At 68.5% G+C, this 24,932-nt stretch carries 25 protein-coding genes, 1 tRNA gene and 1 pseudogene; 13 read left to right on the forward strand and 14 right to left on the reverse strand.

Going from position 1 to position 24,932, the window contains the following annotated elements; all coding sequences use genetic code 11:
- Nucleotide 1: 1 nt before the first annotated feature.
- Together pstB and R5O87_RS16720 are read left to right on the forward strand one after the other, a co-directional pair.
- Nucleotides 2-937 (forward strand): phosphate ABC transporter ATP-binding protein PstB, encoded by a 936-nt coding sequence (pstB, locus tag R5O87_RS16715; RefSeq protein ID WP_410555665.1) that lies wholly within the window; start codon nt 2-4, stop codon nt 935-937.
- 3 nt (nt 938-940) lie between these two features.
- Nucleotides 941-1,825 (forward strand): lytic transglycosylase domain-containing protein, encoded by an 885-nt coding sequence (locus tag R5O87_RS16720; RefSeq protein ID WP_410555666.1) that lies wholly within the window; start codon nt 941-943, stop codon nt 1,823-1,825.
- On the opposite strand, the gene R5O87_RS16725 is transcribed toward R5O87_RS16720, so the two are convergent.
- The 8 genes from R5O87_RS16725 to R5O87_RS16760 all read right to left on the reverse strand — a co-directional run bounded on the left by R5O87_RS16725 (nt 1,795) and on the right by R5O87_RS16760 (nt 9,070).
- Nucleotides 1,795-2,082, reverse strand: a complete 288-nt coding sequence (locus R5O87_RS16725) for a PI-PLC domain-containing protein (RefSeq protein ID WP_410555667.1) — start codon at nt 2,080-2,082, stop codon at nt 1,795-1,797. The genes R5O87_RS16720 and R5O87_RS16725 overlap by 31 nt on opposite strands.
- A 119-nt stretch (nt 2,083-2,201) precedes the next feature.
- Nucleotides 2,202-3,884 (reverse strand): phosphodiester glycosidase family protein, encoded by a 1,683-nt coding sequence (locus tag R5O87_RS16730; protein ID WP_410555668.1) that lies wholly within the window; start codon nt 3,882-3,884, stop codon nt 2,202-2,204.
- A gap of 92 nt (nt 3,885-3,976) precedes the next feature.
- The gene (locus R5O87_RS16735; RefSeq protein WP_410555669.1) at nt 3,977-4,639 is read right to left on the reverse strand and encodes a TetR/AcrR family transcriptional regulator; all 663 of its coding nucleotides are present in this window, start codon (nt 4,637-4,639) and stop codon (nt 3,977-3,979) included.
- Nucleotides 4,636-5,463, reverse strand: coding sequence for a tyrosine-protein phosphatase (locus R5O87_RS16740; protein WP_410555670.1), 828 nt, complete (start codon nt 5,461-5,463; stop codon nt 4,636-4,638). The genes R5O87_RS16735 and R5O87_RS16740 overlap by 4 nt, the downstream gene beginning before the upstream one ends.
- An 8-nt stretch (nt 5,464-5,471) precedes the next feature.
- Complete coding sequence (gene phnE, locus R5O87_RS16745; RefSeq protein ID WP_410555671.1) at nt 5,472-6,362, reverse strand: phosphonate ABC transporter, permease protein PhnE; 891 nt, start codon at nt 6,360-6,362, stop codon at nt 5,472-5,474.
- Entirely contained in the window at nt 6,331-7,161 is an 831-nt protein-coding gene (gene phnC, locus R5O87_RS16750) for a phosphonate ABC transporter ATP-binding protein (protein WP_410555672.1), read from the reverse strand. The genes phnE and phnC overlap by 32 nt, the downstream gene beginning before the upstream one ends.
- Nucleotides 7,158-8,045 carry a phosphate/phosphite/phosphonate ABC transporter substrate-binding protein gene (locus tag R5O87_RS16755; protein ID WP_410555673.1) on the reverse strand — a complete coding sequence of 296 codons (888 nt, stop codon included), beginning with the start codon at nt 8,043-8,045 and terminating at the stop codon, nt 7,158-7,160. Before R5O87_RS16755 ends, phnC begins: the two co-directional genes overlap by 4 nt.
- Nucleotides 8,046-8,110: 65 nt before the next feature.
- Entirely contained in the window at nt 8,111-9,070 is a 960-nt protein-coding gene (locus R5O87_RS16760; RefSeq protein WP_410555674.1) for an alpha/beta fold hydrolase, read from the reverse strand.
- Nucleotides 9,071-9,165: 95 nt separating this feature from the next.
- Between R5O87_RS16760 and R5O87_RS16765 the strand changes: the two genes are divergently transcribed.
- A complete protein-coding gene (locus R5O87_RS16765) occupies nt 9,166-9,951 on the forward strand; it encodes an alpha/beta fold hydrolase (RefSeq protein ID WP_410555675.1) in 786 nt (261 codons plus the stop codon).
- Nucleotides 9,952-10,177: 226 nt separating this feature from the next.
- On the opposite strand, the pseudogene R5O87_RS16770 reads toward R5O87_RS16765, so the two are convergent.
- A pseudogene (locus tag R5O87_RS16770) lies at nt 10,178-10,927 on the reverse strand (SDR family oxidoreductase); the annotation flags it as partial.
- A 169-nt stretch (nt 10,928-11,096) separates the two neighbouring features.
- Between R5O87_RS16770 and R5O87_RS16775 the strand changes: the two are divergent.
- The 9 genes from R5O87_RS16775 (at nt 11,097) to R5O87_RS16815 (ending at nt 20,955) form a co-directional block, all read left to right on the forward strand.
- Nucleotides 11,097-12,305, forward strand: a complete 1,209-nt coding sequence (locus R5O87_RS16775) for a DUF5074 domain-containing protein (RefSeq protein ID WP_410555676.1) — start codon at nt 11,097-11,099, stop codon at nt 12,303-12,305.
- Nucleotides 12,306-12,347: 42 nt separating this feature from the next.
- A complete protein-coding gene (locus tag R5O87_RS16780; RefSeq protein ID WP_410555677.1) occupies nt 12,348-13,349 on the forward strand; it encodes a LacI family DNA-binding transcriptional regulator in 1,002 nt (333 codons plus the stop codon).
- Between the two features lie 263 nt (nt 13,350-13,612).
- A complete protein-coding gene (locus R5O87_RS16785) occupies nt 13,613-14,929 on the forward strand; it encodes an extracellular solute-binding protein (protein WP_410555706.1) in 1,317 nt (438 codons plus the stop codon).
- Nucleotides 14,930-15,011: 82 nt separating this feature from the next.
- Nucleotides 15,012-15,947 (forward strand): carbohydrate ABC transporter permease, encoded by a 936-nt coding sequence (locus R5O87_RS16790; RefSeq protein ID WP_410555708.1) that lies wholly within the window; start codon nt 15,012-15,014, stop codon nt 15,945-15,947.
- 2 nt (nt 15,948-15,949) lie between these two features.
- Complete coding sequence (locus tag R5O87_RS16795; RefSeq protein ID WP_410555678.1) at nt 15,950-16,840, forward strand: carbohydrate ABC transporter permease; 891 nt, start codon at nt 15,950-15,952, stop codon at nt 16,838-16,840.
- Between the two features lie 54 nt (nt 16,841-16,894).
- Entirely contained in the window at nt 16,895-18,433 is a 1,539-nt protein-coding gene (arfA, locus tag R5O87_RS16800; protein ID WP_410555679.1) for an arabinosylfuranosidase ArfA, read from the forward strand.
- A gap of 85 nt (nt 18,434-18,518) precedes the next feature.
- Nucleotides 18,519-19,100, forward strand: coding sequence for a sugar O-acetyltransferase (locus R5O87_RS16805; RefSeq protein WP_410555709.1), 582 nt, complete (start codon nt 18,519-18,521; stop codon nt 19,098-19,100).
- On the forward strand, nt 19,097-19,681 hold the full coding sequence (locus R5O87_RS16810) for a TetR/AcrR family transcriptional regulator (protein ID WP_410555680.1): 585 nt from the start codon (nt 19,097-19,099) through the stop codon (nt 19,679-19,681). Before R5O87_RS16805 ends, R5O87_RS16810 begins: the two co-directional genes overlap by 4 nt.
- On the forward strand, nt 19,678-20,955 hold the full coding sequence (locus R5O87_RS16815; protein ID WP_410555681.1) for an MFS transporter: 1,278 nt from the start codon (nt 19,678-19,680) through the stop codon (nt 20,953-20,955). The genes R5O87_RS16810 and R5O87_RS16815 overlap by 4 nt, the downstream gene beginning before the upstream one ends.
- A gap of 70 nt (nt 20,956-21,025) precedes the next feature.
- On the opposite strand, the gene R5O87_RS16820 is transcribed toward R5O87_RS16815, so the two are convergent.
- The 5 genes from R5O87_RS16820 to R5O87_RS16840 all read right to left on the reverse strand — a co-directional run bounded on the left by R5O87_RS16820 (nt 21,026) and on the right by R5O87_RS16840 (nt 24,289).
- Complete coding sequence (locus tag R5O87_RS16820) at nt 21,026-22,075, reverse strand: sulfate/molybdate ABC transporter ATP-binding protein (RefSeq protein ID WP_410555682.1); 1,050 nt, start codon at nt 22,073-22,075, stop codon at nt 21,026-21,028.
- Nucleotides 22,072-22,935 carry an ABC transporter permease gene (locus R5O87_RS16825; RefSeq protein WP_410555683.1) on the reverse strand — a complete coding sequence of 288 codons (864 nt, stop codon included), beginning with the start codon at nt 22,933-22,935 and terminating at the stop codon, nt 22,072-22,074. Before R5O87_RS16825 ends, R5O87_RS16820 begins: the two co-directional genes overlap by 4 nt.
- On the reverse strand, nt 22,910-23,713 hold the full coding sequence (gene modA / locus R5O87_RS16830) for a molybdate ABC transporter substrate-binding protein (RefSeq protein WP_410555684.1): 804 nt from the start codon (nt 23,711-23,713) through the stop codon (nt 22,910-22,912). The genes R5O87_RS16825 and modA overlap by 26 nt, the downstream gene beginning before the upstream one ends.
- Nucleotides 23,710-24,120 carry a TOBE domain-containing protein gene (locus tag R5O87_RS16835; protein WP_410555685.1) on the reverse strand — a complete coding sequence of 137 codons (411 nt, stop codon included), beginning with the start codon at nt 24,118-24,120 and terminating at the stop codon, nt 23,710-23,712. Before R5O87_RS16835 ends, modA begins: the two co-directional genes overlap by 4 nt.
- A gap of 95 nt (nt 24,121-24,215) precedes the next feature.
- Nucleotides 24,216-24,289 (reverse strand) — tRNA-Cys (locus R5O87_RS16840).
- A gap of 124 nt (nt 24,290-24,413) precedes the next feature.
- Here R5O87_RS16840 and R5O87_RS16845 point away from each other — a divergent pair.
- On the forward strand, nt 24,414-24,929 hold the full coding sequence (locus R5O87_RS16845) for a flavin reductase family protein (RefSeq protein WP_410555687.1): 516 nt from the start codon (nt 24,414-24,416) through the stop codon (nt 24,927-24,929).
- The last annotated feature ends 3 nt before the right edge of the window (nt 24,930-24,932 follow it).

Consider the following 24,932-nt stretch of genomic DNA (forward strand, 5'->3'; position numbering starts at 1 on the left):
AATGAACACGCCACACGAACCGCACACCACCGCCATGGATCCCGTGCCGGACGCCTCCGGCAGCCAGCCGCTCGCCGTCTTCGACGCCGACGACGCATACGACGCCGGCGGCCCCTTCCAGGACACGGCCCCCAAGCGTTTCAACCTGGCCGACGCCAGCACCGCGGCAGGCCTCGATGCGGACAACATCAGCGCCTGGTTCGGTGAACGGAAGATCCTCGACCGCGTATCACTGACCATGGAAGCCGGCACGGTCACGGCCCTGATCGGGCCGTCAGGCTGCGGCAAGTCCACCTTCCTGCGCATCCTCAACCGCATGCACGAGATGGTGCCCAGCGCTTCCCTCTCCGGGCAGGTGCTCCTGGACGGCCAGGACATCTATGACCCGCACCAGCGGATCACCGCAGCACGCCGCAATATCGGCATGGTCTTCCAGAAGGCCAACCCCTTTCCGGCCATGTCCATCTACGAAAACACCGTGGCCGGCCTGAAGCTTGCGGGGCTGAAGGCCAGCCGGGCCGAAAAGGACTTCCTGGTCGAAGACTCGCTGCGGAAGGCGTCCCTGTGGGACGAGGTCAAGGACCGCCTGCACCAGCCCGGCGGCGGGCTCTCCGGCGGCCAGCAGCAGCGGCTGTGCATTGCCCGGTCCCTCGCCGTCAGCCCCCGCGTCCTGCTGATGGACGAGCCGTGCTCGGCCCTTGACCCCACCTCCACCCGCAGGGTTGAGGAAACCATCGAATCCCTGCGCGGCCAGGTGACAGTCGTGATCGTCACGCACAACATGCAGCAGGCAGCCCGGGTTTCGGACACCTGTGCCTTCTTCCTCGCAGCCCACAACACCCCGGGCGTCATTGTGGAGCACGGGGACACGGAAGCCATGTTCGGCAACCCCCGGGACCAGCGCACCAACGACTACGTCAACGGCAGGTTCGGCTAGTCCATGCCGCGTGTGAAACCACTGGTCCTGCTCAATAGCCTGGCCATCCTCGTGATCGCCGGGGCATTCATCTGGGCCGTCCGGCTCCCGGCGCCCGATGCTGCGCTCGGCGCCGTCCCGAACCCGTCGGAGGGAATCCGCGCCGTGGCCGCCGGCGTCACCGTGGCCATGCCCGTTTATGCAGCGCCGGATCATGCACAAACAGACGGGGCGGCGAACGGGACACCAGCGGAGGGCGGGCAGAGGGCGCACGGCGCCGCACCGGCGTCGGGCGCTGTTATGGAACCGATGTCAACGAGCTCGACGGCGGGAGCCGCCCCGTTGCCTGACGCCGGCTGGCTTGCCAGCACCGCAGCGCTGACAGGGATCCCCGCCCGCGCGCTCCAGGCCTACGCCTCCGCCGCGTCCACCGCCAATGCGGCCCAGCCCGCCTGCTCGATCGGCTGGAACACCGTCGCGGCCATTGGCCTCATCGAGTCAGGCCACGGCACCCACGGCGGAGGTTCCCTGACGTCCAACGGCACCTCAAACCGGCCCATCGTCGGCCCCCAGCTAAACGGGGACGGCTTTGCGCCGATCCCAGACACCGACGGCGGCTCCCTTGACGGCGACGCCGCCTGGGACCGTGCCGTGGGGCCCATGCAGTTCATTCCGTCGACCTGGCGCACGGCCGGACAGGACGGCAACGGTGACGGCGCCGCCGATCCGCTGAACATCGACGACGCCGCCCTCAGTGCGGCTGTCTATCTGTGTTCCGGTGGCCGGAACCTCAGTGCGGGCCAGGACTGGACCGATGCAGTTCTGTCATACAACCATTCCGCGGACTACGTTTCCGAGGTCCGCGAGCAGGCCAATGCCTATGCGGCCCTGGCAGGAGCAGGGGGATAGGTGTACTGCTTGGGCAGTGCACCCCAGTCGAAGCTCTCGATGGAGACGCGGTGCTGCATGTCGGCGGCCTTGATTTCGTGCAGGGCCACGTCCACGAACTGTTCCCGCGGTGCGGTCTGCTCGGGGGCTCCTGCCTCGACCTTGGTTTCGATCTTGAACTTGACCTGGCTGGCCCGGGAATTTGGCCAGGGTCCGGGAGATGCAGTCCAGGCCGCGGACCTGGGCGAAGGTGAGGTCCTTGATGTACTTCCCGACATGCGGATACAGCGGGTCGCCCGGGGTGACGGGCGCCGTGTCCTGGCATTTCTCGCCGCTGATCTTGCGGTCGTGTGCTTCCTGGTTGTTCTCCCGTTGATGTGATGGGGATGGAAAAACTTCAGGACTTGCGGCCGGGCAGAAGGAGCAGCGCGTCGCCCACCGGACGTTCGCCGGTGGCATCGGAGGGCAAGTTCACAACCCGGCCGTCCTGGACCATGGTGGTGGACCCGCCGCCGTCGAGGTTGATGGCGCTGACCATGCCGAGCGAGCGGGCAACGTCCGCCGCTTCCTTGATGCTCAGGCCAAGGGATGTTGTTTGGCGTCCGTCGGCGGTCACCAGCAGCGTGCGGCCCGCGGCGTCAACACCGGCGATGGTGCGCGGGTTCCGCTTGTGCACCCAGCCGTAGTAGAAACTGTTGCTGTCGCCGGAGCGGACCATGCCGTCCCGGGCAGCCGTCACGTGTTCCCTGCCGTTCTCGACCAGCACGGGACCGCCGTTGACGACGTCGGTGGTGGCGCCGGGCTTCAGGGGCTTGCCGTCGCCGTTGATGAGGTCCGTTGCGACTTTCAGCCGCGAGCCCACCTGGGCCAGACCCGCGAGCCTGTCCGCGTCCGCCCCGGTGGCCTGCAGGGTGTGCCCGCCGGCAGGGACAGCTGCGCCACGGACGTTGTTGACGGCGGTGACCGTTCCGTGGGCGTCCAGGACAACCTCGAGCCCGGGCCCGGATGGTGTTGAGGCGCCGAACTCGGGCGTGAAGGCCACAACCTCGTCCGCGTCGGTGCAGGTGAAGTCGTGCAGCGGCAGGGACGTGGGGGTATCGTCGGTGCCGCCGCAGTTCCGGATCAGGCCGGGCACGCGGTTGATGCCGTCCAGGGCCAGCTTTCCGGCGTTGCCGGGGGCGGTAACCGAGCCGTCCCAGCGCAGGCGCTGGATGGAACTCCCGTTCTTGGCGCCGATGACCAAGGCGGGCCGGTCGCCGACCGGTTCGCTGAGCACCTTGCCGTCCCGGACTGCTGTGCCGGCCGGGTCGCCGGGGGCTCCGGCTTTCGGGTCCAGCACAAAGTAGCCACCGTTCACGGCGGCGAGGGCTCCGGCGGCGGATCCCAGCTGGCTGGTGGTTTCCCGGTCCTGAAGGTTCGGGCCGAAGGAGGAAGTGAGGTCTCCGCGGAACACCTTCGGATCAATGGTGAGGACCTCCAGCTTCCACGGTCCGCGGGTGTTCCTGCTGCTCCCCTCGTCGCCGTCCCAGCCGGTGTAGATCACGGAGGACGCGTAACCGGCGGCCTTGATCTGGGCGACGGTGGCGGACCCGTCGGCTTTGGCCGGGAACTGTCCGGCGCGCACCCGGTAGCCGAGGTCCCCGCCGGCGTCGGCCAGCTGCGGGGACCGGACATGCTCGACACGGGCGGAAATGCCTGCTGCCTTGAGCTTGCCGGCCACCAAACGGGCCTGCGCCTCGGTGGAGAGTGCCGACGCGGGCGCGTCGGGGTCGGGGGACGCCGACGGGATGGCCACCTCGGCCGTCCACTGCAGGTCCGGGTTGGGGGTTCCGCGGGTAATGGAGGTCCGGGTCAGGCCTGGCGCCAGGGTGGTTACGGTCCGGTGCTCGGGGAGATCTGCGGCGCCAAGGTCCAGGGTGCCGGACGTCACGGGAGCAGCGGTTACCTGGGCCGGGGCCGTTGGCGCGGCGGCGGAGGGGCCGGCGGGGGCCAAAAGACAGCCGCAGACGGCGGCAGCCGCGACGGCGCCGCCGGTTGCGGCGAGGACACCGCGCCGTGACGGGGTGAATGAACGGGACACAATGTCTCCTGAAGAAATGGGGGGATGGTCCCGTCCATTCAGGCAAGGACAGTTGATCGGATCATGAATCCGCGGTGAACTCGGCACGAACGTTACTGACCGGTAGGTTTGGAATCAGGGCGAAGGACGCCTGGCGAAGCTCCGCGGAACACCAGCCGGACGGCCGCCCGGATCCGTACCCGGGCTTCCTCCGGATCCGAGGGGGCGCGCACCACGAACTGGTAGTAGTACAGGCCGTTGATGAGGTCGATCATGGCCTCCACGTCCACGGATTCATCGATTTCGCCGGCAGCCATCCCGCGCCGGATCTCGTCCGCGATCGGCGCTCGCCGGCGGGACACGTGGCGGTCCCAGGACAGGGCCCGCAGCGCCTCGTTCTCCAGGCCCATGGCCACACGCTTCTTTACGAGGCTGCCCACGCGCCCCTCGACGGCGACCGAGGACTGTTCGTAGCTGTTGAGGATCGTCTCCAGGGTGGTGGCGCCGGGTACCAGCTCGACGCTGGACCGCACGCTGTCCAGAGCGGCGGCGAGCAGCTCCTCCCGGCTGGCCCAGCGCCGGTAGACGGCGGCGCGGCTGACGCCGGACCGTTCCGTGATGGCGGCGATGGTCACGTCCTTCATGTCCCGCTCCAGCAGCAGGTCCGCCGTGGCTGAGAGGACGGCCGACTCCAGCGCAGTATCGCGCGGCCGGCCAGGCCGGCGGTCGGACTGCATGCCGGCGGGCACGTCGGCCCGGAGCAGCGTCTCAGTCATGGGGCTTCCACCAGCCGGGCACGGAGCTGACCGATGACGGCGTCACTGAGCCCGGCCCGGCGAACGGGCTCTGCCACGCTGCCGTGCCGCTCCGCCAGGATCCGCTGCATGGCATCCATCGAGGCGGCGTGGGCGCCCATCATGGCGCCCTGTCCATGTCCCTCGTCCCGTCCGGCGGCAAGCTGCGACTCCGGAATCAGCTGCCCCAGGATGGCCCGGAGCCGCGGGTACAGCCGGGGCAGGCGGGCGGCGGTCACCGCATAGTCCGCCGAGATGGTGTCCGCGGAGGCTCCCAGCAGGGAAAGCACGACGGCGGCGAACACACCCGTACGGTCCTTGCCTGCCGCGCAGTGAAAGACCGTGGCACCCTCGCCCATGGCCACGAGCGTCACGCCGAGGGCCAGTTGGCGGGCCTGGGACTCCAGCAGGTCCGCGTACCAGGCGCCCACGTGTTCCGGCGTTGCCGAGGCGGACATGAGTTCCCGGCTGATGTCCTCCGGCATGGAGACGGAGGCGGTCAGGGCGAGGTGGTGGTAGTTGACGCCGGGCAGCGTCAGCGGCCCGCGGCCGGTCAGCAGTGCCTCCTCCGGTGAGCGGAGATCGATCACGGCGCGGACGCCGTCGTCGATCATCTGGCGGGCGAAAGCGGCGGGCATCACGGAGACGTCGTCGCTGCGCAGCAGCACGCCGTGGCGGGTGGTGCCGCCGTCCACGGGGAGGCCGCCGAGATCGCGGAGGTTGACCGGCGTGAGGTCGGATGCCAGGTCCTGGCTGGCGGGGACATCCACCCCGGAGCCGGCGGTGAGGGTCACGGTTTCCTGCATGGGAGTTCCTAACTGAGCTTGGCGCGGATCAGGGCGCTGAGGCGGTCGATGATGCTGACCAGGACGATGATGCTGAGGATGATGGCGCAGAGGTGGCCGTAGTCGTACATGCGCATGGCGGTGGTCAGCTCCAGGCCGATGCCGCCGGCGCCGACGAGGCCAAGGATGGTGGCGCCGCGGACGTTGCCTTCGAACAGGAGAAGCGTGTAGCTGACCAGCAGGGGAGCGGCCTGCGGCAGGATGGCGTAGGTGATGATCTGGCGCTTGTCCGCGCCGACGGCCGCCAGCGCCTCCACGGGACCGGGCTGCACGGACTCCATGGCCTCGGCGTAGATCTTGCCGATGGATCCCACGGAACCGAGCACGATGGCCAGGATGCCGGCGAACGGCCCCAAGCCCACGGCGGAGACGAACATCAGGGCATAGATGAGCTCCGGAATGGACCGCAGCACGTTGAGGATCCAGCGGCAGCCGGCGTACACCCAGCGCGGGGCGATGTTGCTGGCCGCGCCGAAGCTCAGCAGCAGCGACACCAGCGCACCGAGGACCGTGCCCACCACCGCCATCTGCAGGGTTTCGATGAGGAGCCTGACGATGACGCCGAACTTGTCGAACGTGGGCGGGAACAGCCGGGCGAGGAAGTCACCCATGTTGGGCAGGCCGCTGACCAGCTTGTCCGGGTTAAGTCCGGCTCCCGCGCCCGCCCAGACAAGAACGACGGCGAGGATCGCCCAGAGCGCGGCACCCCGGGCCGTGGGGAGGCTGAACGGGCGGGACAGCCGGAGCCGGTCGGCTTCCGGAAGCGAGTTGCCCGCGGCAGGCGCGGGAGCCGGCGTTTCAGACTGCTGTGTTTCCGTATGCTGCGGTTCAGTATTCAAGGAGCTCAGTGTCGGTGCCATAGATCTGCTGCACCTCCTTTTCGGTGATGTGGGCGGCGGAGCCGGAGAAGACGACCTCACCGGAGTGCAGGCCGAGGACACGGTCGGCGTACCGGCGGGCGAGGCCCACGACGTGCAGGCTGACGATGACGGGGATCTGTTCCTCCCGGGCGATGTCGCGCAGCAGGCCCAGGATGTTCCCGGCCAGCCGGGGATCCAGCGAGGCGACAGGCTCGTCGGCGAGGATGAGCCGGGGCCGCTGCATGAGGGCGCGGGCGATGGCGACGCGCTGCTGCTCGCCGCCGCTGAGGCTGCGGCAGGGCTGCTTCGCCTTGTGGGCAAGGCCCACCCGGTCCAGCAGTTCCAGCGCCTGGGTCCGCTGGGCGGAGCTGAACGTGCCCAGCAGATTGATGGGCCCGGCGTTGTGGAGTCCGCCGGTGAGCACGTTGGTGAGGGCGCTGAGCCGGGGGACCAGGTTGAAGTGCTGGAAGACATGGCCGACGTCGGAACGCAGCTCCCGCAGCCCGGCCGGCGACTGCCGGGTGACGTCCCGCCCGGCGACATCCAGGGCGTCGGCAGTGAAGACAGTGGTGCCGGTGAGGGATTTCATGAGCGTGGATTTCCCCGACCCGGAGTGGCCCAGGAGGGCCAGCACTTCGCCGGGAAAAACGGTGAGGTCCACGTCGTTCAGGGCAACCTGGCTGCCGTATTCAACGCGGAGCCGGCGGCCGACGACGGTAGGGGGTGCCGCCGTCGGGCGTTCCATGGGCAGTGCCGACGGCGGGGTGGCGGCCGGGCGGGCGAGTGCGGGGCTGGTCACCGCAGGTCCTCGAGGTCCACGCCGATGGACTGGGCGACGTCCACGAGCGGCGCGTAGGTGCTGAACTCGGGGTCGGCGGTGGGCTCGCCGGCGAGCCCGAGCGTCTTGGCCACCTTCGCGTTGCCGGCCATCAGTGCGGGCAGCTTTTCCTTGAGGGCGGCGCGGGTGCCTTCGTCGAGGTCCTTGCGGACCACGATGGAGATGCCGACGGGGATGGGGTCGGATTTGGCGATGATCTTGACCTTGTCCTCGGTGAAGACCTTCTTTTCGAGGAACGTGGGGTAGAGCTGGCGGGCGGTGCAGGCGACGTCCACGCTGCCGTTCACCATGGCCATGACGGCGGAGTCGTGGGAGCCGGCGAAGGTGCTCTTGTAGTCGGTGCCGTCGGTCAGGCCGGACTTGGCCAGGAGGGACTTCGGCATGAAGTAGCCGGTGGTGGAGCCGGGGTCCACGAAGGCCACCTGGCGACCCTTGACGTCGGCCAGGGAGTTGATGCCGCTGTCCGTGCGGGTGAGGCAGAAGCTGGCCGGTTCCTTGCTGGCACCCCAGACGAGGAGCGGGTCCACGCTGTCCGTCTTGTAGGCGAGTGCAGCGGAGAACTGGCTGAGGACGGCGACGTCCACGGAGCCGTTGCGCACGGCCTCCACCACGCCGAGGTAGTCGGCCGGCTGGAGGTTCTTGACGGTGCGGCCGGAAGCGTCTCCCACCATGTTGGCGAGATCGGCCATGATCTGCTGCTCCTCGGGATCGTCGGTGCCCGGGGGAGTGGCGAACGTGAGTTCCTTGGCGGGGGAGTCGGAGGAGGCGCTGGCCCCGCCGGAGCATCCGGTGAGGGCGAGCAGACCAATCAGTGAAGCGGCGATAATGCCTGCACGAGCGTGCATGGAGGGGCCTTCCGTCAGGTGTTGGGGGTGACGGAATTACGAAACCACCGGTATCTGAATCGGAATTACGAGACTGCCGTACCTTGAATGTCCGGAAGTTGAACACTGGGTTGGTCGAGCAGGCGCTGCAGAAACGCCGGCTGCTCGACGTTGGCGAAGTGGCCGCAGCGCGGGATCGTTTCCAGCCGGGCGTGCGGGACCACCGCGGCCAGTCGGAACAGGTCCGACGGCGGCGTGAACACGTCGCTGTCCCCGCGCGTCGCCAGCACCGGACAGCGGATGGCGCGCCACTGGCCAAAGTCGTAGTCCGCGGCAACCCGGACAGCTGCGGCGAAGCTGGCGGGCCGGGCATCGGACACAAGCCCGCGGATCACGTGCTGGGGGACTGCTGACGGGTCGGCGAACAGCGGTGACAGCACCAGCCCCATCAGCGGTGTGGCGCCGACGGCCCGGATCAGTGACGGCCCCGATGTGCCCAGGGCTGCCATGGAGCGCATGGCCAGCAGCATCCCGACAAACGCCGGGAAGCCGGGCAGGCTGCGCAGCGGACCCCGCGCCGCCCCGGCCACCGCGAACGTGGTGGCCGATATGGCTGCAACGCCGGAAACCCGATCCGGCCACCTCGCGGCAAGGTGCAGTGCCAGGAAGCCGCCCATGGAATGGCCCACCAGGCTCCAGCGCCGGTAACCCAGCGAGTCCAGTATTCCGACGACGGCGCGCGCCATCGTTTCGACGCTGAGCTCCTCCGGCAGGACGGCCGCCGGTGATTCACCCCAGCCGGGCAGGTCGATGAGCACGCGGTCAAAGTCCGGAGCCTTGGCCAGCAGTGCCTCGAACGTGGTCCACGATCCCGCGGCGCCGTGCAGGTAGACCGTCGCAGTGCTGCTCGCCGGCTGCATGCCCTGCTGCACACGCACGGTGACGGGACCCAACTGCGTGGCAATAACGCGCCGCTGCAGCGGAGGCGCTCCGGTGCGGGCGGTGTCCCGTTGAACGACGGCGTCCTGCTGAATGCTGATGGTCATCTGCTGCTCCTGTGGCTCTGAAAGGCATTCGGACCCGGGGAAGGAACGGATGGGAAGCCCTACCCGCCCGTCACCACCCGGCGTTAGGATGCCGTGTGACTTTCACCCACGGATACGCGGCCAACGGCGACCTGCGCATGTACTACGAGCTCCATGGCAACGCGACCGCCGGCAAGACGCCCCTGCTCCTCATCCCCGGCGGCGGCTCAACCATCCAGACGAACTTCGCCAGCATCATCCCGCTCCTGGCATCCGAACGGCAGGTGATCGCCGTCGACGAGGAAGGCCACGGCCGCACCCTGCCCACCGACCGCCCTCTCACCGCCGAAAACTCCGCCGGCGACGTCCTGGCGGTCCTCGACCAGTTGCAGTTGGACTCCGTGGACGTGCTCGGCTTCAGCGCCGGCGGCCACACCGCCCTCGCCCTGGCCATGCAGCACCCGGCCAGGGTGCGCCGCCTCGTCGCCGCCTCCACGTTCTTCAGCCGCGACGCCGTGCCGAACGAGTTCTGGGAGGGCATGAAATCGGCCACCCTGGACAACATGCCCGCTGTCTACCGGGACGCGGACCGCAGCCTCAATCCCGAACCCGGGCACCTCGAGCGGCTGTTCGAGCTGAACCGGCAGCGCATCGTCGGCTTCCCCGGCTGGTCCGAGCAGGACCTCGGCAGGATCACAGCGCCGACCCTGGTGCTGTGCGCCGACCAGGACGTCATGAGCCCCGACCACGCCGTGCGGATGTCACGCGCCATCCCCGGTGCCCGGCTGCTGATCGTGCCCGGCGGCCACGGCGACTACCTCGGCGAACTCGCCGCCAGCGACGGCGACCTGCAGCCCATGCTCGCGACTCTCCCGTTCCTTCAACGCTTCCTGGACGTATAGGCGAGAGAGAACGACGGCGGAACGTCCCGCCGTCGTCCGTTCCGTTTTTGCTCGGCTGGCTGCCTACTTCCGGAGAGTGTGTCCGAGGCTTGCCAGGAACCTGGCCACGGCGTCCTCCGCCGTAGGCGGATGGCCGAAGATCTCCTGCTGGGCGGGTGGTGTCGGCGACGTACTTGCCGGTCTGGAACCAGTCGATCATGGCGCTCATGTCCCGGGCCAGGGGAACCGCGGGTCCGAGGACCTTCCCGGCAGTGTGCAGGAGCCCGGCCGGGATGGTGCGGACGCTGATCCTCTCCCCGAGAAGGCGGCCGGAAATGTCCGCAATCTGGTGCATGGACACCGGGCGGTCCCAGCCGATATCGATCCGCGTTCCCGGCGCCACGTCCGCGTCGACGGCGGCAGCAAGGTAGCCGGCGAGATCGGACGTCAGAACGAAGGTCATCGGAACCTGGTCCGAACCGAACCAGGTCAGCCGCCGTTTCGCGAACGGGTCTCCGCCGAACCGGGCGACCTGGTCCAGAAAGGCGCCCGGACGGAGCGCCACGAACGGCACGTGCTGTTCCTCCAGCCGGTCCTCGGCAAGCCGCTTGTGCCAAAAATGCGGGACGCCGGGCGTCTGGTCGCACGTGAGGATGCTGGTGAGAACGAACCTGCGAACGCCGGCCCGGGCGGCGGCGTCGGCGAGGTTGGCGTTGCCGGTGATATCAATGTCGGCGGTGTCACCCTTGCTGTGCCGGGTGTATCCGGCCGCCGTCGTGATGACCGCATCCGCACCCTCCATGCCGCGGAGCAGGGATTCCGGGTCCATCATGTCCCCGCGGACTACCTCAACGCCGCCGCGTTCAAGTCCTGCAGCGTCCGAACCGGGACGGACCAGTGCCCGCACCTGCTTGCCGTTTGCCTGCAGCGCGGAGACTACCTTGCCGCCCAGCATGCCGGTGCCGCCCACGACGAGTACTGGAGCCTCATTGCTCATAGCCTTTCCTCACTGTTTGGAGAACTCCGCATCGGAAATCGCGGTTGCCATGCCCCCACTATTCGGACTCCGGAGCCGGCGGTCAATGGGCCGGTCCCGGTAACCAGTAGGCTTCTTCCGGTTGGCTTTACGCCGACGATCATTGGAAAATCTGCTGGGGGAAAATTTCATGAAGTACCGCTGGGCCACGTTCACCGCCGTTTTCGGCGCAATCCTGGGACTGGCCGCGGCGCCGGCCGTGGCGGCGCCTGACGAGGCAATCTACGTCGTAGGCACGCCGGTGCGGGTGGCGATTGCCGCGGACGGCACGGCCTATCTCGGCAACTACGGCCCGGGCGGCGGTGTCTTCGTGGTTCCCGCCGGAGCCGCGCGGGCCACACGCACCATCAGCACCGGAGGCCACCCCGCCACGGGGCTCGCGCTCGGCCCGGACGGCACGCTCTACGTGGCCACGACGGACGGGTACCAGGGCGCTGTCGGCGTTGTCCCGGCCGGAGGTGCAGCCATCGCCCGGTCCATTCCGGTGTCAGCCGGGCTTCACCCGCTCGCTGCCGGACCCGATGGAACGGTGTATGTCGCCAACCCCGCGGGGAACACCCTCTCCGTTATTGCGCCCAGCGGGACAGCCGTGGACCGGACCGTCAAAGTGGGGGCGGGCCCGGCGGAGGTGGCGGTCACGAAGGACGGAACGGCGTTCGTGACCAGCCAGACTGCCGGCACCGTCTCCGTGATCCCGGCCGGGGCGGCCACCGTCTCGAAGACCATCGAACTGGTCTCGGACACCGGAACCTCGGAGGAGCCGCACGGCATCGCTGCCGGCCCTGACGGAACCGTATATGTAGCCAACATCAAGTCCAGCGACATCGCCGTCGTCAAACCCGGCGCCGGCACCGTGGCTGAGCGGATCTACGTCGAGGGCGGACCGCAGGACGTGGCCATCGCACAGGACGGCTCGCTGTACGTGACGAGCCTGCTGACCCGGAAACTGTCCGTCATCCGTCCGGAGACCATGGACGTGGCGGGGTCCCTCCCCACCGACGGCGGCCCCGGCCACCTCGCGGTGGCCCCGGACGGTTCGGTCATCGTGCTCAGCCCAGGAACCGGCGCGACCGGCGGTTTGGTGTCCCGGTTCAGCGCGGCAGCCCTGGCTGAGGTGTCGCAAGGTTCGACGGCGGCAACGCCGCCTGCGTCCGCGGCACCGGCTGCCGCCCCGGCCGGGGAAATGGCCGCGGCCCAGCCATCCTCCGGCTCGTGGAACGCTCTCCCCGCAGTTGCCGGCGGGGTGGCGGCAGCCGTCGTCGGCGTCGCTGTTTGGATTCTGGTGAACGCCCGACGCCGGAAGGCCGGGCTGGCGGCCGGCGCCAGCCAGGCGGGGTAGCGGGCGGTAACATCGTTCACATCCGTGGATGAAAGGGGAGCAGTGCGCGCAACTGTCAAGGACGTCGCGCGCCATGCCGGAGTTTCACCCAAGACCGTCTCGAACGTGATGAACGGTGTGGTGCAGGTCAGCGAAACCACGCGGCTCAAGGTGGAACAGGCCATCCTCGAACTCGACTACGTGCCCAACCTCTCCGCGCGAGGCCTGCGCAACGGCAGGTCCGGTGTCATTGCCCTGGCGCTGCCTGACCTGGCCACGCCCTATTCCGCCGAGATCGCGCACCACGTGGTGGAAGTGGCCCACGAGCAGGGCTGGAGCGTCCAGATCGAGGAAACCGGATCCGACCCCCGGCGGGAATACGAACTGATGTCCCGGGCGAGGTCCAACCTCATCGACGGGCTGATCCTCAACCCCGTGGTGCTGGACGAGACCGCCGTCAAGGTGGGCGTCTCGCTGCCGCCGGTGGTCCTGCTGGGGGAGGTGTCCCAACAGCTCGCCGACCGGGTATGGGTGGACAGCGTCGCCGCCGCCCGCGACATGACCCTCGCGCTGGCCCGGACGGGCCGCCGCCGGATCGCCGTGCTGGGAACCGCCGAAGGCCGGCACTCGGCAGCGGCAGTGCTGCGCACCCGCGGCTACCAGGCCGCGCTCGGGGAACTCGGCCTCGACCGCGACGACTCGCTGCTGATCCCCTGCGAAAAATGGACGCCCCAGACGGCGGCGGACGCGCTCGCCTCCTACCTGGACGCGCACCCGCTCCCGGATGCGCTGTTCTGTTTCACCGACTCCATGGCCATCGGTGCGCTCAGCGTGCTGTGGAAGCGGGGCATCAGGGTTCCGGAGGACATTGCCGTGGCCGGCTTCGACGACATCGCCGACGGGCAGTATGCCGTGCCGTCGCTCACCACCGTCTCCTTCGACAAGCGCCGCGTGGCCAGCGAGGCCCTGCGCCTCCTCACCGAGCGGATGACCGACCGTGCCGGCGAGCAGCGGGTGGTCACAGTGGACTACAGGATCGTCGAGCGGGACAGCACCGCGTTTTAGAGAAAACCCGCCGCTAAGCGAGACCATCACATCATATTGTTGGCGCTAACAATTTTTCCTTGTGCCGTGTTTTACAACGATGTAATGTGAGGTCTGCGTCACACGCCGGCCTTCACCGGACCCGGGACGAAGCAACCGGAAGAGAGCTGGCCCGGCGCCACAAGGATTACTTTCAGCGGACCCATCCAAAGGAGTGACGGGTGAAGCAGTTTGAATTTTTCGCCGGGAAGCAGTTCCCCGGAAGGCAGACATCGGGAAGGCAGGTGCCCGGCAGGCAGGTGTCCCGACGGCAGCTGCTGGTGGGGACGGCTGCCCTGGGCGGCGTTTTTGCGGCGGCCGGCCTGACGGGCTGCGGCGGAACCGCCTCGGCGGCAGCCGTGCGGGACATTGCGTTCTGGCACCTGCTGTCCGGCGGCGACGGCATCAAAATGCAGGCCATGATCAGCGCGGCGAACCAGGCCAACCCGGGCTTCACGGTCCATCCGACTGTCCTGGCCTGGGGCCCGCCGTACTACACCAAGCTGGCCATGGCATCGGCTGGCGGCCGGCCGCCGGAGCTGGCCATCATGCACGCCAGCCGCGTCCCCGGCTACGCGCCGGGCGGGCTCATCGACCCGTGGGACATGTCCCTGCTGGCGGAGCATGGCGTGACGGCGGAGAGCTTCGCCCCGAGGATCTGGGACAAGAGCCAGCATGACGGCAAGGTGTTCTCCATCGCGCTGGATTCCCACCCCTTCGTCATGTTCTACAACACGGACATCGCCGGCAAAGCAGGGGTCCTCGGCGCCAACGGGCAGCTGCAGGAAGTGAGCTCGCCGCAGGACTTCCTCGCCATGGCCCGCGAGATGCAGAAGGTGACGCAGGCGCACGGCCTGTCCTTCGGCTATCTCGGCAGCGGATCCCAGATGTGGCGGCTGTTCTACACGCTCTACAAGCAGCACGGGGCGGACATGGAGCTCACCCCGGGCCAGCCGATGAAGGCCGACCGGGATGCCGCCGTCGAGTCCCTGGAATTCATGGCCTCACTCTTCGATGACACGGTCGCGGCAAAGAGCGGCGACATCGGCACAGGCATCGCGGAATTCGCCCGCGGCGGGTCGGGCATGCTGTTCAGCGGCGTCTGGGAACTGCCCACGTTCAAGAAGGCGGAGCTGCCCGTCGACGCCGCCACCATCCCCACGCTCTACGGCACCCCGGCGTCGTACGCGGACTCGCATTCCTTCGTCCTGCCGCGGCAGCTGAATGTCGACGACGAAAAGCGGCGCGACGTGTACAAGTTCGTCAGCGACATCCTCAAGGGATCCCTGTCCTGGGCCGAGGCCGGTCACATCCCGGCCTACCAGCCGATCGTGCAGTCGCAGGCGTACCGGGAGCTCACGCCGCAGATCCACTACGCCAACGCGGCGGACATCATCGCCTATGACCCCGAGGCCTGGTTCAGCGGCTCGGGCTCGGACTGGCAGACCTACTTTGCGGAAAACGTGCAGAACGTACTCCTCGGCCGCGACAAGGCAGCCGACGGCTGGGACGCCTTTGTGCGGCGCACCAACACCCTTCTTTCCCGGCCCAACCCGGTCTGAGCATCCGAGAGCATTGAGCGACAAAGGAGTCCCATTGAGTTCCTTAGCAACAACCCAGGGCGCGGAGCAGACGGCGCCGTCCGTGCCCGGCCAGCCCCGCCGAAACCAGTCCCGCAGAAACCCGGCCCTCACCAACACAGGGTCCAGTCCCCGCCGGACCCGGGACAACCTCAACGGCTGGGGCTTTGCAGCCCCGTTCCTGGCGTTCTTCCTGGTGTTCCTCGTCTGGCCGCTCCTGTACGGCCTGTACATGAGCCTCACCGGCAAGTCCCTCACCGGCGCCAACGACAGCCTGATCGGCCTGGCCAACTACGCCGAGGCCCTGGCCGACGCCGACATGTGGCATTCCCTCGGCAACACCCTCTACTTCACGGTGATCAGCACGGTCCCGCTGGTGCTCGTGGCCCTGGTCATGGCCGCGCTGGTCAACGTCGGACTGCCCGCCCAGTGGCTGTGGCGGCTCTCCTACTTCGCCCCCTACCTGCTCGCGTCCACCGTCGTGTCCCTGTTCTTCTCCTGGATGTACAACCCGCAGCTGGGCCTCATCAACGATTCGCTGTCGAAGATCGGGCTGCCCAAGGTGGCCTGGCTGAACGACCCGAACGTGGCCATGTGGGCCATCGTCATCGCCACACTCTGGTGGACGGTGGGCTTCAACTTCCTGCTGTACCTGGCCGCCATGCAGAACATCCCCGCCCAGCACTACGAGGCGGCGTCGCTGGACGGTGCCGGAGCCTGGCGGCAGTTCTTCTCCATCACGCTGCCGCAGCTCACCCCGACCACTGTGATGATCGTGCTGCTGCAGATCCTGGCCTCACTCAAGATCTTCGATCAGGTGTACCAGATGACGGCCGGCGGCCCGGCAGGATCCACCCGGCCGGTGGTGCAGTACATCTTCGAAACCGGGTTCACCGGCTACCGGCTGGGCTACTCCGCAGCCATCTCCTACATCTTCTTCGGGCTGATCGTGGCCGTCTCGGTCATGCAGTTCTTCATCACTCGCCGCAGGAGTGCGTAACCATGGCAACCCAGACCCTCACCCGACCCGCACCGCCAACCGCCACCAGACTCCGCCAGCCCCGCAGGAAAATGACGGCCGGCAGGTCCGCCGTCCTGGCGGTCGCCGCGATCCTGGCCGTCCTGTGGCTCGTCCCCTTCGCCTGGGCAACGGTCACCGCCTTCAAGAGCGAAACGGACGCCGCAGCGCCGAAAGTAAGCTGGATCCCGCCGTCGGGCTTTACGGCCGACGCGTTCGTCAAGGTGTTCCAGGACGGCAATATCCCGCTGTGGACCTGGAACTCCCTCTACACCTCCGCGGCCATCACCGTGATCACGCTGGCCATCTCCGCACTGGTGGCCTACGCCTTGTCCCGCATCGACTTCCGCGGCAAGAGGGCGCTGATGACGGTGATCATCGCCTCCATCATCATCCCGCCGCCGGTGCTGATCATCCCGCTGTTCTACCAAATGGTGGCGCTGCACATGATCGACACGTCGTGGGCCATCATCCTGCCGCAGGTCATCCACCCCGCCATGGTGTTCGTGCTCAAGAAGTTCTTCGACCAGATCCCGCGTGAACTCGAGGAGGCGGCGGTGATGGACGGCGCCAGCCGGATGCGGATCTTCACCCAGATCATCCTGCCGCTCTCACGCCCCATCCTGGCCGCCGTCGCGATCTTCGTGTTCATCAGCGCCTGGAACAACTTCCTCTGGCCCTTCATCTCCACAAACGACGGCTCCATCCTGACCCTGCCGGTGGGCCTGCAGACCATCAAGAGCGCCTACGGCATCCAGTACGCGCAGAACATGGCCTCCGCGCTGCTCGCGGCGCTGCCGCTCATCCTCGTCTTCCTGTTCTTCCAGCGCCAGATCATCAAGGGCGTGGCGACGACGGGACTCGCCGGCACCTGACCGGCACCTTTGCTTCGACAAGAGTTCTGAACCACAACCAAGGAGATAACCCACATGTCCCGCGCAAGGATCACCCTCGACCGCGACTTCACCATCGGGGAAGTACCCCGCCGCCTTTTCGGCTCCTTCGTTGAGCACATGGGCCGCTGCGTCTACACCGGCATCTACGAGCCCGGCCACCCGGAGGCTGACCAGAACGGCTTCCGGCAGGACGTGCTCAAGCTCGTCAAGGAGCTCGGGGCCACCGTCATCCGCTACCCCGGCGGCAACTTCGTCTCCGGCTACAACTGGGAGGACGGCATCGGGCCGCGGGAAAACCGCCCGCGCCGGCTCGATGGCGCCTGGCATACGCTTGAAACCAACGCCTTCGGCCTGCACGAATTCGTCGACTGGTCCCGGCAGGCAGGCACCGAGATCATGGAGGCCATCAACCTGGGCACCAGGGGAGTGGACGCGGCCCGCGAAATCGTGGAATACGCCAACCATCCCGGCGGCACCTACCTGTCCGACCTGCGCGCCAAGAACGGGCACAAGGACCCCTTCAACATCAAGCTCTGGTGCCTCGGCAACGAGATGGACGGGCCGTGGCAGATCGGCCACAAGACCGCCGAGGAATACGGCCGGCTGGCCCAGGAGGCCGCCAAGGCCATGCGGTTCGTGGACCCGGACATCGAACTGGTGGCCTGCGGCAGCTCCAACTCCGGCATGCCCACCTTCGGCGCCTGGGAGCAGACGGTCCTGACCCACGCCTACGAGGAAGTCGATTACGTCTCGCTGCACGCCTACTACCAGGAGCATGACGGCGACGTCGGCAGCTTCCTCGCCAGCGCCGTCGACACCGACTACTTCATCGAATCGGTAATCGCCACCGCCGACGCCGTCCGCGCCAAGGGCAAGCACAAGAAGCACATCCACCTGTCCTTCGACGAGTGGAACGTCTGGTACCAGCGCGGCCTCGACACGGAGGACCAGCCGCACAACGTCACCAAGGCCGGCTGGCGCGAGCACCCCCGGGTCATCGAGGACAAGTACAACGTGACGGACGCCGTGGTCGTCGGTACGCTGCTCAACTCGCTGCTCCGGCACGGCGACCGGGTCAAGATCGCCAACCAGGCGCAGCTGGTCAACGTGATCGCGCCGATCTTCAGCGAGGAAAACGGCCCGGCCTGGCGGCAGACCATCTTCCACCCCTTCGCCCGGATGGCGGAACTGGCGAAGGGCCAGATCCTGCGCCTGTCCGTCGACTCGGACAAGTACGGCAACGCCCGGTTCGGCGACACCGACCTCGTGGACGTCAGCGCCACGTGGAACGAGGAAACCGGCCGGGTGGCGCTGTTCTTCGCGAACCGCGGGCTGGAGGAGGCGGCCGACGTCGAGGTGGCCCTGCGCGGCTTCGACGCCCGCCAGGTGCTTCGCGCGGAGGTCCTGGAAATTCCGGAGGGCGGCGACCGCTTCACCATCAACAGCCAGGGCAGCCCGGACCGCGTCGGGCTGAAGCCGCTGGAAGGGGCGAAGGCAAGCGGCTCCGAGCTCCGGCTGAGCCTGCCCGCGCTGTCCTGGGCCGTCGTCGAGCTGGACGTGGTCAAGAACTGACCCCTGCCCACCTCTCCGGGGGGGCGTTGTGTACATCCGTACGCAAGCAGTGTACGTTTGTACATAACGCCTTCCGGAGGGATTTATTGTGGAGCAGTACTTTGCCGGCGACAGCAGGACGATGCAGGAGCGGATGCTCGCGGGAGACCTGTACATCGCCGACGACCCGAACCTCGCCGCCGACAACGCGCGCGGCATGGAGCTCGCCGACCGCTACGGCAGGACGTGGGCCGCCGACCGGGACGGGGCGAAGCGCATCCTGGCCGACCTCCTGGGCTCCCTCGGCGAGGACACGGACATCCGGCCGCCGCTGTTCGTCGACTACGGCAAGTACATCCGGATCGGCTCCCGGACCTTCATCAACTTCAACTTCACGGCCCTGGACGTCGCTCCCATCACCATCGGCGACGACGTGCAGATCGGCCCGAACGTCCAGCTGCTGACACCCACGCACCCCGTCGAGCCGGGCCCGCGCCGGGACAAGCTCGAGGCGGCGCAGCCCATCACCATCGGGGACAACGTCTGGATCGGCGGCGGCGCCATCATCCTGCCCGGCGTGACCGTGGGGGAGAACTCGGTGATCGGCGCCGGTGCCGTGGTGACGAAGGACGTGCCGGCGAACGTCGTCGCCGTCGGCAATCCCGCCCGGGTGATCCGCAGCATATGAGCGCCCCGCAGCATATGGCCGCCCCGTCCAGGGGCGGCAGCGTGCGGCGGCGCGACCCCAACCGCCGGCAGCGGCTCATCGAAGTGGCCCTGGATGTCATCGCCGAGCACGGCGTCGCCGCCACCACCCACCGGAAGGTCGCCCAGGCCGCGGACGTGCCGCTCGGTTCGATGACCTACCACTTCAAGGGCCTCGACGACCTGCTCGCCGCCGCCTTCACGAAGCTCGCCGACGACACGGCCGACGGGTTCGAGGCGGCGCTGGCCGGCGCCGAAAGCCAGGACGAAGCGCGGGAAGCGGTGGTTGGGCTGATCACGGGCGAGCTGCTCGGGGAACGCCGGAACATCCTGCTGACCTACGAGCTCTACGCCCTCGCCGCGCGCCGGCCGGACCTGCGCCGCGTGACCGACACCTGGATGGCCAGGAGCCGCGCCGCCCTGGAACGGCACTTTGACCCCGCCACAACGGTGATGCTGGACGCCCTGATCGAGGGCCTGTCCATCCACCGGGCGCTGGCCCTGAACCCCATGTCCGGCGAGACCGTTCGCGACGCCGTGAACAGAATAGTGACTCCGCAGTGAACAGCTCCCCGACGGCGGCGCCGTCCGCAGCAGTCGCCGCCCCGCCCGGCCGGAACGGCAAGGCCCGCGCCGCGGTGGCCATCCTCTTCCTCACCAACGGCGCGCTCTTCGCCAACCTGCTGCCCCGCTACCCGGCGATCATGGCGGACCTGGGCCTGAGCAATGCGCAATTCGGCCTTGCCGTGGCGGCCTTCCCGCTCGGCGCACTGCTTGCGGGGCTCGCCGCCGGCGTGCTGATCCGCCGCTTCCGGTCGTCCCGGGTTGCGGTGGCGGGCACCATCCTGACCAGCCTGGGCATCCTGTGCGCCGGCATGGCGCCGACCTGGGCGATGCTCGCGGCCGCACTCTTCTTTGCCGGGGCGATGGACGCGGTCACCGACGTGGCCCAGAATGCCCACGGGCTGCGGGTCCAGCGGCTGTACCAGCGCTCCATCATCAACTCGCTGCACGCGGTGTGGAGCATCGGCGCGGTGCTGGGCGGACTGATGGGCGCCGCGGCCGCGGGCCTCAACCTCGCGCCCGGAATCCACCTGTCGATCTCCGCCGCCCTCTTCGCCACGCTGACGCTGTGCTGTTACCGCTTCCTCCTGCCCGGGCCGGAAACGGACGACGACGGTGCTGCCGCCGCCGGTGCGGCGGACGGAACGGCGGCACCCGACGGGGGTTCGTCGATCACCCGGGGAGCGGCCGCCCGGGGAACAGCATCGCGTGGAGCGGTGGCCAAGTACGGCGTCCTGGCCGCGCTGGTGCTCATCGCCACTGCAGGCGCGCTGGTGGAGGACGCGGGCAGCTCATGGTCGGCCATCTACCTCAGCGACACCCTCGGAGCGGCGACCACCATCGCCGGCCTGGGCTTCGTGGCGCTGACCGGCGCGCAGTTCATCGGCCGCCTGCTGGGCGACCGGCTCGTGGACCGCTTCGGCCAGCGGACGGTGGCGCGTACCGGAGGGATCATCGCGGCCGTCGGCATGGGCACGGCCCTGGTTTTTCCCAGCATCCCCGGGACGATCCTCGGCTTCGCGGCAGCCGGCCTCGGCGTGGCGACCCTCGTTCCCGCAGCCATGCACGCGGCGGACGAGCTCCCTGGGCTGCGGCCCGGAACCGGACTCACGATGGTCAGCTGGCTGATGCGCGTGGGCTTCCTGGTCTCGCCGCCGGTGGTGGGCGCCATCGCCGATGCCGCCAGCCTGCGGGCCGGCCTCTTTGTGGTCCCGCTGGCTGGCGTCCTGGTCCTGGCGCTGTCCGGGGTGTTGGCCCGTCGAACTGGCAGGTAATGACCCCAAAAGGGGATTTTGCGGGCATTAGCTGCCAGTTCGCGCTCTCGGACTGGAGCAGCCAAGGACCCTACGCCGGATACACGGCAATGGCGGTGGCCTTGATGACGAAGTAGACGGTCATCCCGGGAGTGAGCCCGAGGTCAGCCGAGGCCGCCGGGGTGATGTCCGCGGACAGGCCGCCGGCGTGGACGCGGATCTGGTCGCCGTGGGGTTCCAGGTCCGTGATGGTGACGGCGAACGCGTTCCGCGGGCTGCCGTGCTCGGCGCCCAGGAAGACCGACACCGCCGTCGGCGAAAAGACGGCGACGCCGTCCTGGCCGGGAACGGCACCGTCCTCGGGGTGCGCGGCAATGTCCAGTCCGCCGTCGGACGTGAGCCCGCGGTCCGTGATGGTGCCGGGAAGGAGGTTCATGCCTGCCAAACCGGCGGCGAACCTGCTGCGCGGTCTTTCCAGGACCCCGCGGGTGGGCCCTTCCTCGGTGATCCGGCCTCCTTCGAGGACAATGGCCCGGTCGGCGAGCATGAGCGCGTCCAGGACATCGTGCGTGATGATGATGGCCCGGCGGTTCGCGAGGACCCGCTTGAGGAGCCTGCGCAGCATCGGGGCAGCATGGATGTCGAGGGCCGCCATGGGTTCGTCGAGGAGCAGCAGTTCGGGGTCCGTGGCCAAGGCCCGCGCGATCGCGACGCGCTGCGCCTGTCCGCCGGAGAGCTGGCCGGGCCGGCGGTCCGCGAATTCGGCGGCCTCCACCTCGGCCAGCCAGTGCCGCGCCGTCTGCAGCGCGCTGGCCCGGTTCGCGCCGGCCGCCCGCGGGCCGAACGCGACGTTCTCCAGCACGCTCATGTGCGGAAACAGCAGCGGCTCCTGGGCGAGCAGCGCCGTCCCCCGGGTGTGCGGCGGCAGGAAGTGGCTCGTCCCGCCGTCGAGCCTGAACAGCGTTTTCTGTCCGAGCACGGCGTGCCCGCTGTCCGGGCGGAGGAGCCCGGCGATGATCCCCAGCAGGGTCGATTTGCCGGCGCCGTTGGGGCCCAGCACGGCTACGGTTTCCGCGGCCCCGAGGGTGAGGGAGACGTCGAAGTCCCGTGCGTGCAGCGCGGCATTGAGTTCGAAGGTCATGCCGGTCCTGCCCCTGCCGCCAGCGCCCGGGGGCGCCGGAAGGAAAGCCCGACGACGGCGACGGCCACCGCGACCAGCACCAGGGAAAGCGCGACTGCGGCGTCGGCGTCGGTTTCGCGCTGCAGGTAGATCTCCAGCGGCAGGGTGCGGGTGACGCCCTGCAGGCTGCCGGCGAAGGTCAGGGTGGCGCCGAACTCGCCCAGGCAGCGCGCGAAGGACAGCACGGCGCCGGAGGCCAGCCCGGGCAGGACCAGCGGGATGCTGACCCGTCGCAGCACGGTGGTGGGGCGGGCGCCGAGGGTCGCGGCGACTGCCTCGTACTTGGTGCCGGCGGTGCGCAGCGCCCCCTCGAGGCTGACCACCAGGAACGGCAGCGCCACGAACGTCTGGGCGAGGACGACGGCGGTGGTGGAGAAGGCGATCTGGATTCCCGCCACTTCCAGGCTCCGCCCGAGCAGGCCCTGGCGGCCAAACGTGTAGAGCAGCGCGATGCCGCCGACGACGGGCGGCAGGACCAGGGGGAGCAACACGAACGCCCGCAGCAGGCGCTGGCCGGGGAAGCTGGCACGGGCCAGGACGAGGGCCAGCGGCACCCCGAAGACGATGCAGAGCACCGTGCTGGCCGCCGACGTCCGCAGGCTCAGGCCGAGCGCCGTGAGCGAGGATTCCGACGTGATGAGCGGGATGAACTGCCCCCAGTTGACCTTGGCCACCATGGCGGCCAGCGGCAGCAGGACAAACAGGCCCCCTGCCGCGGCGAGGACGAAAATCCACGGCGGGACACCGGTGTAGCCGGTGTCCCGCCGCTTTGTTTTGCCGGCTGTCCGGGCCTTGCTACGGGGTGCCGAAACCGGCGTCACTGAGGACCTTCCTGCCTTCGCTCCCGGTGACCATGGCGATGAAGGCCTTGGCCAGCTCCTTGTTCTTGCTGCTGCCCACGGTGGCGATCGGGTAGGTGTTCACGGCCTGGTCCGACTCGCTGAACGGAATGCCCTTGACCTTGCCGCCCGCGGTCTTGACGTCGGTCACGTAGACCAGACCGGCGTCGGCCTCTCCGGAGGTGACCTTGCCCAGGACGTCCGTGACGGAGGATTCCTCACTGACGGGTTTCAGGGTGGTTCCGGTGGCCTTTTCCACTTTCTCGGTGGCGGAGCCGCAGGGCACCTGCGGTGCGCAGACAACCACCTTGACGCCCGGCTTCGCCAGGTCCGCGAAGGAAGAGATCGACGCCGGGTTGGCCGGCGGCACCGCGATCTCCAGGACGTTGGTGGCAAAGTTGCTTGCCGTTCCGTCGATGAGCTTGGCGTCGGAGAGCTTGGCCATGTTCTTGGTGTCGGCGGAGGCGAAGACGTCGGCCGGGGCGCCCTGGGTGATCTGCGTGACCAGGTCCGAGGACCCGGCAAAGTTCAGCGTGACTTTGGTGCCGGGGTTTGCGGCCTCGAACTCGGACGCGATCTTGGTGAAGGTCGACTTCAGGGACGCGGCGGCGTAAACGGTCACGGTGCCGGAGGTTGCCTGGGTGCCGCCGGCGCCTGCGCTCGGGGCTGCGCCGGTGGTGGAGGCAGCGCAGCCGGCCAGCCCGGCGGCAAGAATGCCGGCGGCCAGCACGGCGCTGATGCGCACGCGGGGGATGCTCATATGATGCTCTTTCCTTGGGGCGTTTCGATGATGACGGTGGTGGCTTTGACCACGGCGGTGGCCACCGACCCGAGCTCCAGGCCGAGTTCCCGGACGGCCTCGCTGCTCATCAGGGAGACGACGCGGAACGGGCCGCACTGCAGCTCCACCTGGGCCATGACCTTGTCCGCGGTGATCCCGGTGACCAGGCCGACGAACCGGTTGCGAGCCGAACTGCCGACGCGGGTGGGGTCCTCGGGCAGCTGCGCCTGGTCGCGGGCGAGGTGGGCGAGCTCAAGCCCCTCGACGGCCAGCCGGCCGGAGGAGTCCTTGACCGGCGTGAGCGTCCCGTTCTCGGTCCAGCGGCGGACGGTGTCGTCGCTGACGCCCAGGAAGCGCGCTGCTTCGGAGATGCGGATTTTCGGCATGACACCATATTCCACTATTTGCGGTGATTATTTGGTGTTAGATCCGCAAATTCGGAATATGACAGCCTGACGGAGGCCTCCGTCGGCGTTTCCGGTGGACGTGATGGCGGGATTCGAACCCGCGTCAACGGTTTTGCAGACCGCTCCCTGGCCTCTCGGGCACGCCACGTTTTGTTACGCCCCGCTTCGGGCCGTGAAGCTGCGTTTCCATGCGCGTCAGTTCGTTGCAGCCGGGGTTGGGAAGCGGCCGGCAAGGTGCTTGATTGGGTCTACACGCTTCGAAAGGACTCGCCATGACGGAACTCTCAGACCTCAGCCCGCGCCGGATCCGCAACGTCCTGGGCCACTTCGCAACGGGCCTGACCGTGATCACCGCGGCCACCGAGAACGGCCCTGCCGGGTTTACCTGCCAGTCCTTCGCCTCCCTTTCGCTGGAACCGGCGCTGGTGACCTTCAGCCCGGCGCGGACCTCCAGCACCTGGCCGCTGCTGCGCGCGGCGGGCCGCTTCACCGTCAACATCCTTCCCGCCGACCACCAGCATCTGGCGGCCCAGTTCGCGCGGTCCGGCGCTGACAAGTTCGCCGGCGTCGACCACTCGCCGTCGCCCCTCGGCAACCCCGTCCTCGACGGCGCCCTGGCCTGGGTGGACTGCGAACTGCACCAGGAGTACGACGGCGGCGACCACACCATTGTGGTGGCCGCGGTCCGCGCGCTCAGCGCCCGATCCGACGTCGATCCCCTCCTCTTCTTCAAGGGTGGCTACGTCTCCGTGCAGGAAAACGCCAAGGTCCTGGAGGGCGTCGCATGACAC

The organism is Arthrobacter globiformis (genome assembly GCF_046536215.2).
Classification (GTDB): Bacteria; Actinomycetota; Actinomycetes; order Actinomycetales; family Micrococcaceae; genus Arthrobacter; species Arthrobacter globiformis_E.

Coding starts and splice junctions, on each gene's coding strand:
- arfA (WP_410555679.1), top strand. CDS start 16,895: ATGTCCCGCGCAAGGATCACCCTCGACCGCGACTTCACCATCGGGGAA.
- R5O87_RS16740 (WP_410555670.1), bottom strand. CDS start 5,463: ATGCAGGAAACCGTGACCCTCACCGCCGGCTCCGGGGTGGATGTCCCC.
- R5O87_RS16755 (WP_410555673.1), bottom strand. CDS start 8,045: ATGCACGCTCGTGCAGGCATTATCGCCGCTTCACTGATTGGTCTGCTC.
- phnE (WP_410555671.1), bottom strand. CDS start 6,362: ATGGCACCGACACTGAGCTCCTTGAATACTGAACCGCAGCATACGGAA.
- R5O87_RS16760 (WP_410555674.1), bottom strand. CDS start 9,070: ATGACCATCAGCATTCAGCAGGACGCCGTCGTTCAACGGGACACCGCC.
- R5O87_RS16820 (WP_410555682.1), bottom strand. CDS start 22,075: ATGACCTTCGAACTCAATGCCGCGCTGCACGCACGGGACTTCGACGTC.
- R5O87_RS16835 (WP_410555685.1), bottom strand. CDS start 24,120: ATGCCGAAAATCCGCATCTCCGAAGCAGCGCGCTTCCTGGGCGTCAGC.
- R5O87_RS16810 (WP_410555680.1), top strand. CDS start 19,097: ATGAGCGCCCCGCAGCATATGGCCGCCCCGTCCAGGGGCGGCAGCGTG.
- R5O87_RS16775 (WP_410555676.1), top strand. CDS start 11,097: ATGAAGTACCGCTGGGCCACGTTCACCGCCGTTTTCGGCGCAATCCTG.
- R5O87_RS16795 (WP_410555678.1), top strand. CDS start 15,950: ATGGCAACCCAGACCCTCACCCGACCCGCACCGCCAACCGCCACCAGA.
- modA (WP_410555684.1), bottom strand. CDS start 23,713: ATGAGCATCCCCCGCGTGCGCATCAGCGCCGTGCTGGCCGCCGGCATT.
- R5O87_RS16725 (WP_410555667.1), bottom strand. CDS start 2,082: ATGTCGGGAAGTACATCAAGGACCTCACCTTCGCCCAGGTCCGCGGCC.
- R5O87_RS16735 (WP_410555669.1), bottom strand. CDS start 4,639: ATGACTGAGACGCTGCTCCGGGCCGACGTGCCCGCCGGCATGCAGTCC.
- pstB (WP_410555665.1), top strand. CDS start 2: ATGAACACGCCACACGAACCGCACACCACCGCCATGGATCCCGTGCCG.
- R5O87_RS16720 (WP_410555666.1), top strand. CDS start 941: ATGCCGCGTGTGAAACCACTGGTCCTGCTCAATAGCCTGGCCATCCTC.
- R5O87_RS16845 (WP_410555687.1), top strand. CDS start 24,414: ATGACGGAACTCTCAGACCTCAGCCCGCGCCGGATCCGCAACGTCCTG.